Consider the following 15,628-nt stretch of genomic DNA (forward strand, 5'->3'; position numbering starts at 1 on the left):
AAGTGCATCTACTTCACTTTAAACAAAAAAGCCCACAACACGTGTTGTGGGCTTCTCTTTAGCGGAGGCTGTTAGCTAACCACTTCGGCCTCGTCGCCGTCTTCATCCTTGCGGTGTGCCCAGTGATACAGGGCAGGCAGTACCAGCAAGGTCAGTGCGGTGGAGGACAGGATCCCGCCAATCACCACCGTCGCCAATGGCCGCTGAACTTCGGCACCGGTGCCGGTGGCCAAAGCCATCGGGATGAAGCCCAGGGACGCTACCAAGGCTGTCATCAGAACAGGTCGCAGACGGGTCAATGCACCTTCATCGACTGCCTGTCTGAGCGTTCGTCCCTCCTCCCTTAGCCCGCGGATGAAGGCAATCATCACCAGGCCGTTCAGTACTGCAACGCCGGACAGTGCAATGAAGCCGACACCTGCCGAGATCGACAGTGGGATGTCCCGCAGCCACAACGCCACAACACCACCGGTGAGTGCGAATGGAATACCGGTGAAGACCAGCATGCCGTCCTTCAGGTTGTTGAACATCAGGAACAACAAGGTCATGACCAGCAGCAAGGCGACTGGAACAACGATCTGCAGGCGTTTGGCAGCCGACTGCAGCTGCTCGAACTGGCCCCCCCAAGTCGTCCAGTAGCCCGCAGGGATTTGCACCTTCTTGTCCAGCGATGCGGTCGCCTCCTCAACGAAGGACCCCAGATCGCGGCCTCGAACGTTGGCGCTGACGATAACCAGACGTTTGCCGTTCTCGCGGCTGATTTGGTTCGGGCCCAGTTGCAGGTCCAGATTGGCGACCTGGGACAGCGGGATGAAGCCGATCTGATTGGCACCCTGTGCCGCATTGGCAGGTACCGGGATCAGCAAGCTGGACATACCCGCTACGTCGGTGCGAACGGTCTCTGGTAGGCGTACTACCATGTCGAACCGACGGTCGCCCTCATACAGCGTGCCGGCCTGACGGCCACCCACGGCGATAGCGATCGAGTTCTGAACATCCGCGATGTTCAGGCCGTAGCGTGCTGCTTTTTCGCGGTCAATGTTGATGGTCAGCACCGGCAGGCCGGATGTCTGCTCAACTTTCACTTCCGATGAGCCCGGGACCGCTTTGAGCGCTGCCGCGATCTTGTTGGCGGTGTTGTTGAGCACGTCCATGTCATCGCCGAAGACTTTCACAGCGACGTCACTACGCACGCCCGAAATCAGCTCGTTGAAACGCAGTTGGATTGGCTGCGACAACTCGTAGTTGCTTCCTGGAACACCCGCTGCGGCCTTCTGCACTTCAGCAATCAGCTCATCACGAGGCTTCTTCGGGTTAGGCCACTGATCCTGAGGCTTGAGCATGATGTAGGCGTCAGAGGCGTTCGGCGGCATCGGGTCAGATGCAATTTCTGCGGTACCCGAGCGTGCGAACATCCGCTCAACTTCAGGCACCTGCGCAATCACCGCTTTCTCCAGACGCTGCTGCATCTCGACAGATTGAGTGAGGCTCGTTCCAGGCACACGCATGGCCTGCATCGCAAAGTCACCCTCACTGAGGCTTGGGATGAACTCGCTACCCATACGACTTGCCAGCAAACCACTGAGCACGACCAAGGCTACTGCGGCCGAGAAAGCGATGTTCCGATGTCCCAGCACCCATTGCAGAACCGGTTCATAGCGCAGTCGAGCTGTGCGCATGACCACGCCTTCCTCTTCCTTCACCTTGCCAGTGACGAACATGGCAATAGCTGCAGGAACAAAGGTAACGGACAGGACCATTGCACCCAGCAGCGCCATCACAACGGTGAAGGCCATCGGGTGGAACATTTTGCCTTCGACGCCGGTGAGGGCGAAGATCGGCAGGTACACCACCATGATGATCAGCTGACCGAAGATCAGCGGCCGGCGAGCTTCTCGCGCCGCGGCAAAGACCTCGTGGAAGCGTTCGGTTTTGGTGAGCATGCGGCCATGCTTATGTTGCGCATGAGCCAGTCGACGGATCGCGTTTTCTACAATAACCACGGCACCGTCGACGATGATGCCGAAGTCGAGTGCCCCCAAACTCATTAAGTTGGCACTGACCTTGTTGTTGAACATGCCTGTGAAGGTGAACAGCATGGACAGCGGAATCACCATCGCGGTGATCAGAGCCGCACGGATGTTGCCGAGGAACAGGAACAGAATGGCGATAACCAGGATCGCGCCTTCCACCAGGTTCTTCTTCACCGTCGCGATGGCTTTTTCAACCAGGTTGGTACGGTCGTAAACAGTCACAGCCACCACGCCCTTTGGCAGGGTGCGGTTGATGTCCGCCAATTTGGCGGCGACAGCTTGAGATACGGTGCGGCTGTTTTCACCAATCAGCATGAACACGGTACCGAGCACGACTTCGCGGCCGTTCTCAGTAGCAGCACCTGTACGGAGCTCTTTACCGATGCTGACGTCAGCAACGCTGCTGATGCGAATCGGTGCACCATCCACACTGGTGATCACGATGTTGGCGATGTCTTCGATATTGCCTACCTGACCCGGTGCACGGATGAGCAACTGTTCACCATTACGCTCGATGTAGCCGGCACCGACGTTGGCGTTGTTACTTTCCAACGCTGCGACCAGGTCATTGAGTGTCAGCTTGTAGGTAGCCAGGCGCTTTGGATCCGGCGCAACCAGGAACTGCTTGGCATAACCGCCGATGGTATTGATCTCGGCCACACCCGGGACGTTACGCAGCTGAGGCTTGATGATCCAGTCCTGGATCACGCGCAGGTCGGTCGGGGTGTACGGCGTACCGTCCTCTTTGACCGCGCCATCTTCGGCTTCAACAGTCCACAGGAAGATCTCGCCGAGGCCGGTAGATACCGGACCCATGACGGCCTCTACACCTTCTGGCAGCTGTTCCTTCGCAACCTGCAGCCGCTCGTTGATCAACTGGCGGGCAAAGAAGATGTCAGTGCCATCCTTGAAGATCACGGTGACCTGAGACAGGCCAGAGCGAGACAGGGAACGGGTCTGCTGAAGGCCCGGGAGACCGGCCATGGCCGTTTCAACTGGAAACGTGATCCGTTGTTCGGTTTCCAAGGGCGAGTAACCAGGCGCTGCAGTGTTGATCTGCACCTGGACGTTGGTGATATCGGGTACCGCATCGATGGGCAGCTTTTGATAGCTGTAGATACCGATACCCGCCATGATCAGAACGGCGATCATTACTACGATGCGCTGCTCGATGGCGAATCTGATGATACGTTCAAACATGAGAAATCATCCTGTCAGTTCGCATCAGTGACCGTGTTCGGCAGAAGCTTTGCCGAGCTCGGACTTGAGTGTGAAGCTGCCACTGGTTGCTACCTGGGCGCCGGCTTCAATACCGTCGATGATTTCCACGTACCCATTGTCGCGGCGACCCAGTTTTACCGGGCGGGTGTCAAAGCCATCTGGGGTGCGTACGAATACCGAAGGTTTGTCTTCAACGGTCTGCACAGCGTGCTCAGGGACCGCTACGGCAACTCGATCGGTCTGGGAGGTGACCGCAATGTTTACGAACAGGCCTGGACGCCAGGCGCCGTTGGGGTTGGTCAAGGTGACGCGGACAGTAGCTGCACGGTTTTGCTCGCCCAGCAGGCTGCCGACATAACCCACCTTCCCTTCGACCTCGACGTTCATGTCAGGCGAAGAGACTTTCACTGCACGGCCAGTCGTGACCTTGCCCAGATCTGTCGGCGGAACTGCGAAGGTCGCCCAGACCTGATTCAGGTCGGAAAGGATGAAGGCGTTGGTCGCCTCGCTGACGACTTCGCCGACGGTCAGGTGTTTCTCCACTACCACGGCGTCGAAGGGAGCGCGGAGCTCGTAACGATTACCGCCAACGGAGTTAACCGAGGCACCGATTGCGCCGACCTTCTGCTTGGCGTTGGCCAAGGAGATCTCCGCTTCTTGCAGCGCTTGGCGTGCTTGGAGGTAGTCTTGCTCTGCAGAGATCTTGTCCTGCCACAGTTGCTTCTCACGTTCGAAGGTCACACGCGCCAGTTCGACGCGACGCTGTGCGGCCTGTTGTTCGCTGCGCAGGTCAGAGATCTGCTGGCTGGCGATTACCGCGAGGACTTGCCCTTTCTTGACCGTCTCGCCCAGGTTGGCCTGGACAGCCTCAACAACGCCAGGAACACGAGGAACCACGTGGGCAGTACGATCTTCGTCGAAGCGAATTTCGCCAGGGAAGCTCACGACGGTACCGAGGTCACGAGGCGCTGCAGCTTCCAGGGCAACACCAGCGGCCTTGATCTGTTCAGCGCTGAGCGTCAGCTTGCCCTCTTCTTCACCGCCCTCTTCGCTGTGGCCTTCTTCACCATGGCCCTCATCACCTTCCTCTTTGGCGGCAGATGCGGCTTTCTTTTCGTCGCCATGGCCATCGTTAGCGCCATGCTCGGCAGTACTGGCGGCCTGCTGTCCGGAACTGTTGTTCCAGGCAAGGCTGCCAAATCCGAGGGCTGCCACAGCGGCTACCGCGAGGGCGATCTTGCGTTTGTTATCCATTGCTACTCCTGCTGATCGTAGGCACCGGCTTGTTCAAGGCTGTGTGCCGAAGAAAATGTTTGGCCCGTTCAGCGAGTGCCGGCGGTTGAGCCGACTTCGCCATAAACCCTTTCCACCTGCGCACGCGCATTGGTCGCCGCTGCCAACGATTCGAGGTATTGGCCACGAGCGACGATCAAGGTGCGCTGGGCATCCAGCACTTCGATGAAACCGAATTTGCCCATCTCGAAGCCGCGGGTTGCGGTCTCTACGGCTTGTTGGGCTGAAGGCAGAATGGTCTTGTCGTAGGACTCGACCTCCTGCATGGCGGTGGACCATTGGTTCAACGCGGTTTGGGTTTCGGTGCGCAGGCGCAGCTCAACAGCATTGCGCTGGTCCCGGGCCTGATCTGCACGACGAGAAGCGGAAAGAATGTTGCCCTGGTTACGATCGAACAGCGGCAAAGGCATAGACAGGCCCACAGTGTTGACCCGCTCGCGCACAGAGCGGTCGTACTGGCTACCTACACTGACAGTAAGGTTCGGGATACGCTGAGCTTTCTCTGAGCCGAGCGAGGCATCGCTCTTGTCTATCTGCACCACGGCCTGACGCATTTCTGCTGTTTGGTCGAGCTTAGCCAGCAGATCTTCAGTGCGAGGTGGCAAGCCCGGGGAGAGGGTTGGCGATTCGAGTCGATCAAACACGGTGACTGAGCTCCCGGTAATTTGAGCGAGCTGTTGGTAAGCGGTCGCTTTTTCCGTTTCTGCACGTCGAACTTGCAGCTGGGCTTCGGCCAGTTGCACTTGAGCGCGGGTCGCCTCCACTGGGGACGACTTACCTGCGCGAACACGGCCATCGACGATGCGAAGACCGCGCTCAGTCAGTTCGAGAGATTGCTTGGCCAGGTCGAGACCTGTCTGGGCCCGCAACGCGGCGTAAAAGGCTTGGACGACATCTGCACGCAGGCCGTTAACGCGACGGTCTAACTCAAGCTGTGCGGCGGTCTGCCCGTATGTGGCGACGTCAACACGAGCCCCCCGCTTACCGCCCAGCTCAAGGGTCTGGCTGAGAGAGACAGTCGTCTGGCTGGTGTTACGACGGGTGTCTTCCACGTCATACGAGATTGTGGGGTTGGGGATAAGCCCGGCCTGCTTGCGAGCACCATCAGCGATCCCAATTTCTTGCCTGGCCGCGGCCAGGTCTGGGTTGGCATCCATGGCCGTCGAAAGCGCCTGGGGCAAGCTGATGCTTTGGGCAAGGGCTGCAGGCGCCATCAACCCAGAGATGACTGCACAGAGTGCAGCGATCTTCCAGGGCGAGACGGGGGTCTTGGGTAAGACATTGCGGTTATACCGGGGCACTTTGATGGTCCTCGTGCACAAACTTCGATAAAGCTTGGCGAGAACGCCGAAACAGCTGCCAAGCCCCACTTGATTAGGTGATGGCACTCTAATGAGCGGTAGCTATCAGAGGGGTGGCTAGAAAATTACAATTTCGTAAGAAAGCTTTGTAATGCCCGTAAATACTGGGAAACCCAACCCGACACGATGATTTCGATACAAGCAACAGAGATGGCAAACACGCGGTGCGAAGGTGCCGAATAACAGGTAGATGACGAAATTGTAATTGTCCTATCACCCTCCCGTTATCTTCGGCCTGCAAATATGAGCTCGCGCTACGCTAGGCGCGCCGCCGGGTCAGAACAACTAACGACACCCGCGCCGGTAAACATAATAAAAACTGCCGTGAATCAAAGGAGCATCGGATGAAAATCAAAGTACCACTGTATTTGGCGGCAGTTTCTGCGCTGTCTGGAAGCTATGCTATTTCGGCACAAGCTGAAGACAAGCCAGAAGGCTTCATTGAAGGCAGCAGCCTTACAGTGTTGAACCGTAACTTCTACTTCAACCGTGATAACCGCGACAGCACCGCCCCCACTTACAACAGTGGCAAGGGCAATACGAACGGCTACTCCGAAGCCTGGGCGCACGCGATCATCAGCAAATTCAACTCCGGGTTTACCCAAGGTACCGTTGGCTTTGGCGTTGATGCCTTTGCCATGATCGGCCTCAAGCTCGACACCGGTGATGGGCGCAACGGCGGCCGTAGCTCCTTCGACGTGCTGCCCGTTGATAACAAGGGTGAAGCTCGCGACGAATACACCAAGGTCGGCGGCGCAGCCAAAGTCCGCTTGTTCGATACCATCGTGAAAGTGGGTGATGTCTTCCCATCGACCCCGGTCGTCGCATCGGGTGACTCTCGCCTGCTGCCAGAGAGTTTCCGCGGTGTGACCGTTGAGAACACCAGCATCCAGGGCCTTACCCTCCAGGGTGGTCGTCTGCATGCGATGAGCCAGCCGGTCTCAAGCAACCTGAACGACAACTTCGTGACGTTCTACGGCGGCCCGGTCAACTCGCCATGGATCGGTTACGGTGGCGGTGACTACTCGATCAACGACAACTGGACTGTGAGCGTCTACGCCAGCCAGCTGAAAGACGTCTGGAATCAGTACTACGCCGGCACAAGCGTGGTTTACCCGCTGAGCGACGATCTGGCGCTGATCGGTGGCTTCAACTACTACAAAGCCGTAGATGAAGGTAAGAAGCGCCTGGGTGAATTCGACAACAACATCTGGAGTGCCAAGGTCGGTGTGCGTTACGGTGCCCACACCCTGGCCCTGTCGCATCAGCGCAACAACGGCGACGACGATTTCGACTACCTGCGTCAGTCGGACTCGATTTTCGTCGACAACTCCATCCAGTACAGCGACTTCAACTCGCCGAAAGAGCGTTCCTGGATGCTGCGCTATGACCTGAACTTCACCAGCTACGGCATTCCAGGCCTGACGTTCATGACGCGCTACGCCAGAGGCTCGGGTGCGGATTACTCGAACGCTAACCAGTTCTACATGCGCACCGACGACAACGGCAACCCGCTCGACAATCAGAAGCGTTGGGAGCGTGACGTCGAAGTCAAATACGTTGTCCAAACCGGTCCGGCAAAAGATCTGTCCTTCCGGTTGCGCCAGGCAACCACGCGTGCCACTGCTTTCGAATCGGATCTGGATGAAACTCGTGTAATCATCGAGTACCCGCTTTCGATTCTGTAATTCGCTAACTGGGCCAGTTATCCATTGGCGGGTCCTGTTAGTAAAACGAGCATTACGCATTCACCTTGAGTGGCTTAAGTGCTCCTTTGGTAAAAGGTGGATATTTGGCGCCCATTGGGCGCCTTTTTTTTGCCTAAAATTCAAGTAGGCGTTCGATTGTACGCATCGCATGCCGGTGAAGTTCATGACTACACCAATGACCAGTCTCTTCAATGTGAGCGACCTCGCCGTCATCTGAGCGGAACGAAGCCAGCACAAAGAAGAAAATAACCCAATACTTCATAAGGTCAAATCACCTGCTGGAGAGAGGGCCCGCAACTGTCAAACCCAAACCGCGACAAGATATACCGCCAGACTATCAACTGTATTACCTAGAAATTACAAATCCGTCATTTGAGCCCCGGCACGCTCATTTTGATTTACCATCCCTTTCAATAATGCCGGCGCGCGTGCGCGGTTAATTGCTCAGTGATATCGAGACAAAATCCCATGCGAATTCTGGTAATTGAGGATGAAGTAAAAACTGCGGAGTATGTGCGTCAAGGTCTGACGGAATGTGGCTATGTCGTAGATTGCGTCCACACCGGGTCAGATGGATTATTCTTGGCTAAGCAGCACGAATATGAGCTGATTATCCTGGATATAAATCTGCCAGAGATGGACGGTTGGCAGGTCCTTGAGTTGTTGCGTCGTAAAAACTGCCCTTCCCGTATCATGATGCTGACGGCGAGAAGCCGGCTGGCGGATAAGGTCCGGGGGCTGGAGAACGGAGCAGATGACTACCTGATCAAGCCATTTGAGTTCCCTGAGCTGCTGGCCCGGGTTCGCGCCTTGATGCGCAGGTCAGATCACCCTGCATCCGTAGAGGTCATTCGCGTCGCTGACCTGGAGCTTGATCAGAGCCGGCACAGGGCATTCAGGGACGGTCAGCGCATTGACCTGACCACGAAAGAATTCGCGTTACTGCATTACCTGATGCGTAATACCGGTGTGGTGCTGAGCCGCACCCAAATTATTTCGCAGGTTTGGGATATGAATTTTGACTGCGACACAAACGTTGTAGAGGTGTCGATTCGAAGACTCAGAGCCAAGATAGATGACCCTTTCGAGACCAAACTGATACATACGCTTCGGGGCGTAGGGTATGTGCTTGAAAAACGATAGTTGCCAAGCTCTCTAGTACCGAAAATCCGCTACATGCTCCCGTCGCTTGCGAACTTGAGGTTTCTGTTTACGATCCGCGGCGCTGATTCCTCACTCAACAAATGAGGTAGGCTGTACATGAGGTATAGCATTGATTATCAGCAGGTTTCGCAAGGACAATCCGATGCCAGCATTGATGCCTGTCCAGCTGACATTGTCTTCAACAGCGACCATGGCCTAGCTCTTATCCCGTGCGTTGGCGATGTTATCAACCTCCCCTCTACGGCGGTCAAAGAAGGGGTTTGCGGCATCGTTAGATCAAGGATTTTCAATTATCTCAGAGGTCCTGAAGAGCTGTACTGTCACGTCAATATTCTCGTTGAGGAGGCGGACATCAATTTCGAAAGTCTCATCTCGGAATACATGCGCAATCAGTCACGTGCTCGCTCGCCTTCTTCATAAAGTCGAAGGCGGGCCAGTCCATTAATGGTTGTGTATGGGTGAGGGTTCAGCAGAGCGAGCGCCTACTGAGCACCAGAGATGAATAGTCACAGCCTAGTGGTTTAACGCGGTACTGCTGGTGTACGCAGGGCCGGACTCATTGTTTTTTGAATGGCGCATTGCAGCACATAGAAATATAAAACCCCGGAAGCAAATACGATTGCGGACAGATAAGCAAACTCAGAGTCTAAAACCCCGGAAACCATATACAATTTAATCGTGATAGAACCCATAATAATTCCGGTACAGTACATGACGCCTGTGAACTGATTGCCCAAAAAACTCAGTATGCCGCTGAAGGCATTGTTCGCACTCAACAGCATTGCTTTCAGTATCGTCCAGCCGAGAACTGGCAGAAAAGCCTTGATCATGAAGGCGAATAACATCGACGATGCAAACAGTTTTATCGGGGTTTCTGCCCACGGCTTGATGGTGCCGTCTACTTCAACGCCGGTATACAAGATGATATTCAGAATAATCGCCATAAGGGTGCATATGCCGAGGCGTATCATTTCCCGCTTAAGCGGGGCCATCATTATCACTGCGTGAATCTTGTTTCCAAAGTATCGTTTTAGTCCTTGGATCGACATTTTTCTTCCTATGCTCTCGGGTATGACGCTGTTGTAGCGTTGTATGACGGTCATGCTTTTACCCGAAGAGAGGTGACGCTTCAACGGTCCTGAATTGCGCAGGGGATCTCATGTCCTTCCCCTGGCTGGGTAGCTTGCTGAGAAATTCTCATCTACCTGCGTGGCAACGATGCGGCCACCCCGCCGCCGTCAGAGCTCTGGAGGACTGGCTGCTGTCAGCAACTCATCGAGTGACGGAACCTTAGCGTTTGCACTGAGGACGAGTGTTCTGGATCGGAGTATGGATACATCAAAGAAAGATTCGCACTCGACTCTTCCGTTTACTTCTCTCCAGTGGGTGACTTCTGGTATCAACTCATTAGGCACCGGGTATAGTGCCATAGGGTTATGGAATACCTCCACTTCAGCAGACCACGGCTCGTAGCCATATTGCGGCCAGAGCTGACCGTAGTCGCTGGACGCTACATCCAACAGAAATGGGATACCTCGTGATGCTCCCGGAGAACGGTCGAAAAACTCACCAAACCGCAAGTATCGGTACCCGTCTAGATGAGCTCCACCTGAGATCGGCACTCGGCTGAGCTTTGGCACTGTGCAGGCATTGGTGAAAATGACCGCTGAAAGATGGGCATTTTCCATTAGCGTAAATAGGCCGTTGGGGCGCCCTGATAGCAGAGATGTCTCTTCCTCCACAGTTATCAGGTGCGTACCACGATGCGCAGATGAGTGAACTGCAAAGCCATAGAGATAGCTGATGAGCGACTCCCTGCTCCACAGCATTGAACTGGGCGCATGGAAATCGGCTAAGGCCAGAATGAGCGGCTTACCCTCCACGTGCGGTAGGGATTCGTAACGCTTGTCCAATTTGTTTTGGATGGTCCTCGCAAACCTTTCTGCAGCCGCTCCTAAGAAACGCTCATGTCGGTCAGCGGGTGGGGGGACCGGCGAGGCGCCAAAATGCTCATACCGCTCTTCCGGGTTGGCTGTCACTGCTTCAACCCAGGCCTCATCTCCCAGCCTATTCTCGATGTGAAAATCGGGTGATTCTTTAGGCTGGGTGACCAAGAGTCCCTGTTCACGAAAAATCGCTAATAGGTGGGCTTCCCAGAGGCGGGTGTGAAAATTCTCAGTCTGGCAATCGGGAACCCAATTTCTGTCTGGGGATGGCAGTGCGAGATACAGTTGATTCAGCGCCCACGCCCCAATACGGCGGCTTGGATCAAATAGTGATTTGAACACCACGCTTGGTGTGCGCTTACCCATTCTGCTTAGAGGAGCACGTCGTCGTTCACCTGAAGGGAGTGGAAGCGGATGGGCTTGGGTATAGAGAAAATGGCTGATTGAGGCGCGGGCTTCGGACTCGCCAGTGGTGCACTCACCATGGCTGAGGAGCACCCACACGCTATCGACACGACGCCGCAAGGTGACAATTCCGAAGCTGCCGGAATTGATATTTCGGGTTAGAGCGGCACAAGAAATTCCGTCCTCACTAAGCCATGCCCCTACTGGCGGGCTGTCCCCAAACCCCAACCCTCGTGGAAGCGACAAAGCGATTAGATCGAACATCGGCGCAGCAATTTCTTTCATTCGCTGATCTCGGCAGTCGTCAAAATGCATTCCATCAATGCCTCGGAGCGTGCCCGCCGGCGATGGCATCGGTGGAGGTACCTATTGAAGAAGGGGGCTTTGCTCCACCAGGACGTCTCGGTTGGTGAAGATGGTCTCAATGGTTGCAGCCTCGGCAGCCACATGAGTCTTTCGCGTGATCTCTTCAAGGGCCAGTTCGAGCCGGTAGTCTTGGAAATACTCGTACAGCTTTTCAGAGCTCTCGGATATCTCCTCCCCACCATTTTTTGCGAACAAGATGTGGATGATCGCTGCGAGTGGGAGGGAGATGTCGAGATCCTTCTCTTCTGCATCTGACTCCGAGTTCAAACCGTCGAAATACCTCTCCAGATGATTCTGGAGCTCCTCAAGCCAGAACTGAGATAGGTTGCTAGGTAGGGAGCTTTCAGGCCCGGTCAGAAGGACTTCATCTCTGAATAGAGCCAGCAGATTGGGGTTTGCCATGGAGGACCTCACGATTAGATTTGAGAGCAACTGGTCAGCATAGTCCACCTCAAGATGACCACCTCCTTGACGCCCATCCTGGTGCTCCTGAGCATCAGACGAGTGAATCGCCCCGAAACCTGTAGATACAAAATGACCGCTTCTCGCCGTTAGCTGCCTTTCTTGAAGGACAGCTTTGGGTCGATAGCGGCCTTCGTGGAGGTTGGTGTCTACGGGGTCGGTTTAGTCATTCTGAATCTCCGGTTTCACCTCCGTGAGGCCGGCCATCGTCATGCATCAGATCTTGATTGACACGCGTGCCGCTTTGGATAGCCTTGCAATTGAGGGCTGCAACTGCGCATTTGTCGGGCCTGGGTACCAGCATGAGCCCCCGCAATTTTGGCAGCAGAGGAAGCTGGTTCCTCTGAAGTAGTGACGGCGGGCATTGCCAGTCGGATTCTGAACCCAAGGTCGCCAGACTAGGAGCTAAAGGATCGCTGCGACTACTCCTCATCCCTTACCGAAAAGTCACGCGTCGGTCGTAAACGGCCCTTTCCAGGCCAATCAACTTTTGTGATTGGTGAGTAGGGATTTCTCGGCTTTTCTGTGAAAAGCACCCCTTCATTTCACAAAAAAAATGGCGAAGATTCCAATTTCACGGGGTCTGGCCTATCACCTATTTTGTGAACCTACATCAGGTCTAAATCGACAGACACTAAAAGCCCGCTGATGCGGGCTTTTTAGTGTCTGCAAAAAATCAGTAGCCGGTAAGAATGTTCACGATCACACCACTGGCAATAGCCACCAGCACGTAGTCACCGTTCACATACAACCAACGGTGGTCGCGTGGTGGTGCATACAGGTGGCGCGCTTTCCAGTCGGTTACCCAGTAACGGTCACCACGGTAATGCGGGTCAACGGCATGACCACGCTGCCATTGCTGATGAGGTACCGGCATGCCTTGTTGTGGACGGAAGTTCGGATCACGGTAAGCAGGACCGCGGCCGTTGTCATGTCGGCCCTGTTGCTGGGGCTGACCATGAGGCGAGTTGCCTTGGTGCGATGGGCCGCCATCATGTCGGTCTGGTGGGCCCGGCTGCGCGAAGCTGGCCAGCGGTGCGCTGAACATGAGCGCGGCGCAGATCACGGTTAGGGTTTTCTTCATTTGTTGCGGTCCTCTGCCTGTTAACGCCCGGTTGTCACTGTCTGGGTACCGGGTGTGGTTAACCAATCAGACCACGGTTCTAGCCGTTTAATGTAAGGGCAGAGGTAAAGGTCGGGTAAAGGTGCAGGTGGGGCGAACACCGTGGGAGCGTTGCCGATACTCGTTAATTCAGGCCCAGGGCCTTCAAGCGGCGATAGAGCGTGCGTTCACTCATCCCAAGATGGCTGGCAAGTTCGCTACGCGAGCCCTTGAACTGGTCCAGCGCCTGCGCCAGCTCACCCAAGTCATTACGACGGCCGCTTCCTTTCAGCGCCCCCACCGGCCCGATATCTTCCGGTAAGTGCTCGGGTCGAATCAGCCCGTCATCGGCAAACAGACGCGCCCTTTCCAGGATGTTGCGCAGCTCGCGGATATTGCCCGGAAACGCATGCAACCCAAGTTGCTGCAAGGCATCGTCACTCAGCCTGGGCGTCGGCTTGCCAGACATTCGCTGCAGCAGGCTCTGCGCAAGCAGCGGCAAATCTTCCACCCGCTCTCGCAATGCCGGCAAGCGGATCGGGAACCCGCTGATACGGTAATACAGGTCTTCACGGAAGGTGCCGTCCGCCACCATCTGTTTGAGCGGCTTGTGGGTGGCCGATACCAGGCGAAAATCCGAATGCACCGTGCGCAGGCTGCCCACCGGGCGGAAGCTGCCAGACTCGATCAGACGCAGCAGCTTCACCTGCATCGCCAGCGGTACTTCGCCAATTTCGTCGAGGAACAGCGTGCCGCCATGGGCCGCCTCAGCCAAGCCGATCTTGCGTTGGTTGGCACCGGTGAACGCGCCTTTCTCATAGCCGAACAATTCGCTTTCGAACAACGACTCCGTCAGGCCAGTGCAGTCGACCACCACCAGCGGGCCGTTTGCTCTGGGGCTACCGATGTGCACCGCGCGGGCGAACAGTTCTTTACCGCTACCCGACTCGCCTTGCAGCAGCACCGGGATCTGCGCTGGCGCCGCACGTTGCAGGCTGGCCAAGGCAGCCTTGAAAGCTGGAGCCCGGCCGACCAGGCCTTGCTCCTGAGGTTGCGCTGACGCGAGGGTGATGGTGGTCAGGCGTTCGACAAAGGCCACCACCCTGCCCTGTTCATCCAGAATCGGGCGCAGCTCGACATCGACATGCTCGGGGCCGCGTGGTGTGTGATGAACATGCAGCACTCGCTCGGGCACCTTGCTGTCCCACGCCTTGCGCAGGGGGCAATGCTCACCGGCCTGGTCGCACGGTACGGCATAGTGGTGCGAGACCTTGTGACACTTCTCACCCAGGGGTGCCTGGTCATCACGGCCGAACTGACGGCGATAGGCGGCGTTGGCGGCCAGGATGTTGTAGTCGGTGTCCAGCACGATTGCTGGCAGGGCATCGTGCTCAAGGTAGGAAACCAGAGCTAGGATGAGGGGATGGGCTTCAGACATGACGGCACCGTTTGGATGACCGGGGCAGCGTAACAAGGACTGCCAAACACTGCCATTGGCTGACAGTCGACTGCCACATGTTCTGCCACCATTGCTGCCAGTTGCCTGTGACGGACCGGTTTCACTGGCGCAAGCGCGCTGCAAAGCCTGGCATGCATCTTGATAAACCTCCTGTCACTGCCTACGCCTTGCAAGGTGGGGCGGATAAATTGGAGAACGTGATGATCATCGGCAACAACCTGCACGTGGACGCCTTTTACGACGAGGCGACCTCGACCATCAGCTACCTGGTCATGGACCGTGAAACCCGGCAATGCGCGTTGATCGACAGCGTGCTGGATTACGACCCCAAGTCCGGGCGCACCTGCAGCGCTTCGGCCGACCGCCTGATCGAACGCGTGACCGAACTGAACGCCAGCGTGCGCTGGGTGCTGGAAACCCATGTGCACGCCGACCATCTTTCCGCAGCGGCCTACCTGAAGGAAAAACTGGGTGGCCATACTGCTATCGGCGCGCACATCACCCAGGTGCAGAAAGTATTCGGGGCTTTGTTCAATGCAGAGCCTGGCTTCGCCCGTGATGGCAGCCAGTTCGATGTGCTGCTCGAAGACGAGGAAGGGTTCCGTATCGGCAACCTGCACGCCCGGGCACTGCACACGCCCGGGCATACGCCCGCGTGCATGAGCTTCATGATCGAAGACGCCGGCGAGATCGCGGTGTTTGTGGGTGACACCCTGTTCATGCCCGACTATGGCACTGCCCGGTGCGACTTCCCCGGGGCCGATGCCCGTACCCTGTATCGCTCTATCCGTCGTCTGCTGGCTTTCCCCGACCAGACCCGGCTGTTCATGTGCCACGACTACCTGCCAGGTGGCCGCGACATGCAGTACGTCACCACCGTGGCCGAGCAGCGCGCCAGCAACATTCATATTCACCAAGGCATCGATGAGGACAGTTTCGTCGCCATGCGCGAAGCCCGTGACAAGACCCTCGACATGCCCGTGCTGATCCTGCCTTCGGTGCAGGTGAACATGCGCAGCGGCCAGCTCCCCACGCCGGAAGAGAACGGCGTGAGCTATCTGAAAATCCCGCTGAACAAGCTGTAACCGCCCTGCCCCATAATCAGAT

General features: G+C 56.3%; 12 protein-coding genes. 4 read left to right on the forward strand and 8 right to left on the reverse strand.

The features are described 5' to 3' along the window. Positions 1–71: 71 nt before the first annotated feature. From PP4_RS00165 to PP4_RS00175, 3 genes are all read right to left on the reverse strand, one after another. Complete coding sequence (locus PP4_RS00165) at positions 72–3,233, reverse strand: CusA/CzcA family heavy metal efflux RND transporter (RefSeq protein ID WP_010951454.1); 3,162 nt, start codon at positions 3,231–3,233, stop codon at positions 72–74. Between the two features lie 24 nt (positions 3,234–3,257). Next, positions 3,258–4,508, reverse strand: coding sequence for an efflux RND transporter periplasmic adaptor subunit (locus PP4_RS00170; protein WP_010951455.1), 1,251 nt, complete (start codon positions 4,506–4,508; stop codon positions 3,258–3,260). A gap of 68 nt (positions 4,509–4,576) precedes the next feature. Continuing rightward, positions 4,577–5,848 carry a TolC family protein gene (locus PP4_RS00175; RefSeq protein ID WP_010951456.1) on the reverse strand — a complete coding sequence of 424 codons (1,272 nt, stop codon included), beginning with the start codon at positions 5,846–5,848 and terminating at the stop codon, positions 4,577–4,579. A 404-nt stretch (positions 5,849–6,252) separates the two neighbouring features. On the opposite strand from PP4_RS00175, the gene PP4_RS00180 reads away from it, so the two are divergent. The 3 genes from PP4_RS00180 (at position 6,253) to PP4_RS00190 (ending at position 9,201) form a co-directional block, all read left to right on the forward strand. After that, a complete protein-coding gene (locus tag PP4_RS00180; protein WP_003253422.1) occupies positions 6,253–7,596 on the forward strand; it encodes an OprD family porin in 1,344 nt (447 codons plus the stop codon). A 489-nt stretch (positions 7,597–8,085) separates the two neighbouring features. Continuing rightward, positions 8,086–8,760: a heavy metal response regulator transcription factor gene (locus PP4_RS00185; RefSeq protein ID WP_003253420.1), complete on the forward strand. Its 675-nt coding sequence runs from the start codon at positions 8,086–8,088 to the stop codon at positions 8,758–8,760. A gap of 117 nt (positions 8,761–8,877) precedes the next feature. Then, positions 8,878–9,201 (forward strand): hypothetical protein, encoded by a 324-nt coding sequence (locus PP4_RS00190; RefSeq protein ID WP_010951457.1) that lies wholly within the window; start codon positions 8,878–8,880, stop codon positions 9,199–9,201. Positions 9,202–9,302: 101 nt separating this feature from the next. Here the strand turns inward: PP4_RS00190 and PP4_RS00195 are convergent, their stop codons facing one another. The 5 genes from PP4_RS00195 to PP4_RS00210 all read right to left on the reverse strand — a co-directional run bounded on the left by PP4_RS00195 (position 9,303) and on the right by PP4_RS00210 (position 14,500). Further along, the gene (locus PP4_RS00195; protein WP_012269855.1) at positions 9,303–9,830 is read right to left on the reverse strand and encodes a hypothetical protein; all 528 of its coding nucleotides are present in this window, start codon (positions 9,828–9,830) and stop codon (positions 9,303–9,305) included. A 189-nt stretch (positions 9,831–10,019) separates the two neighbouring features. Continuing rightward, a complete protein-coding gene (locus PP4_RS27635; RefSeq protein WP_196997244.1) occupies positions 10,020–11,447 on the reverse strand; it encodes a hypothetical protein in 1,428 nt (475 codons plus the stop codon). 51 nt (positions 11,448–11,498) lie between these two features. After that, on the reverse strand, positions 11,499–11,900 hold the full coding sequence (locus tag PP4_RS00200; RefSeq protein WP_153428583.1) for a hypothetical protein: 402 nt from the start codon (positions 11,898–11,900) through the stop codon (positions 11,499–11,501). Positions 11,901–12,636: 736 nt separating this feature from the next. Then, entirely contained in the window at positions 12,637–13,044 is a 408-nt protein-coding gene (locus PP4_RS00205; RefSeq protein WP_016497353.1) for an RcnB family protein, read from the reverse strand. A 163-nt stretch (positions 13,045–13,207) separates the two neighbouring features. After that, the gene (locus tag PP4_RS00210; RefSeq protein WP_016497354.1) at positions 13,208–14,500 is read right to left on the reverse strand and encodes a sigma-54 interaction domain-containing protein; all 1,293 of its coding nucleotides are present in this window, start codon (positions 14,498–14,500) and stop codon (positions 13,208–13,210) included. A gap of 221 nt (positions 14,501–14,721) precedes the next feature. Here PP4_RS00210 and PP4_RS00215 point away from each other — a divergent pair, with 221 nt between their 5' ends. Continuing rightward, positions 14,722–15,606, forward strand: coding sequence for an MBL fold metallo-hydrolase (locus PP4_RS00215; RefSeq protein WP_016497355.1), 885 nt, complete (start codon positions 14,722–14,724; stop codon positions 15,604–15,606). Positions 15,607–15,628 lie beyond the last annotated feature (22 nt).

This window comes from Pseudomonas putida NBRC 14164, assembly GCF_000412675.1.
Taxonomy (GTDB): Bacteria; Pseudomonadota; Gammaproteobacteria; order Pseudomonadales; family Pseudomonadaceae; genus Aquipseudomonas; species Aquipseudomonas putida.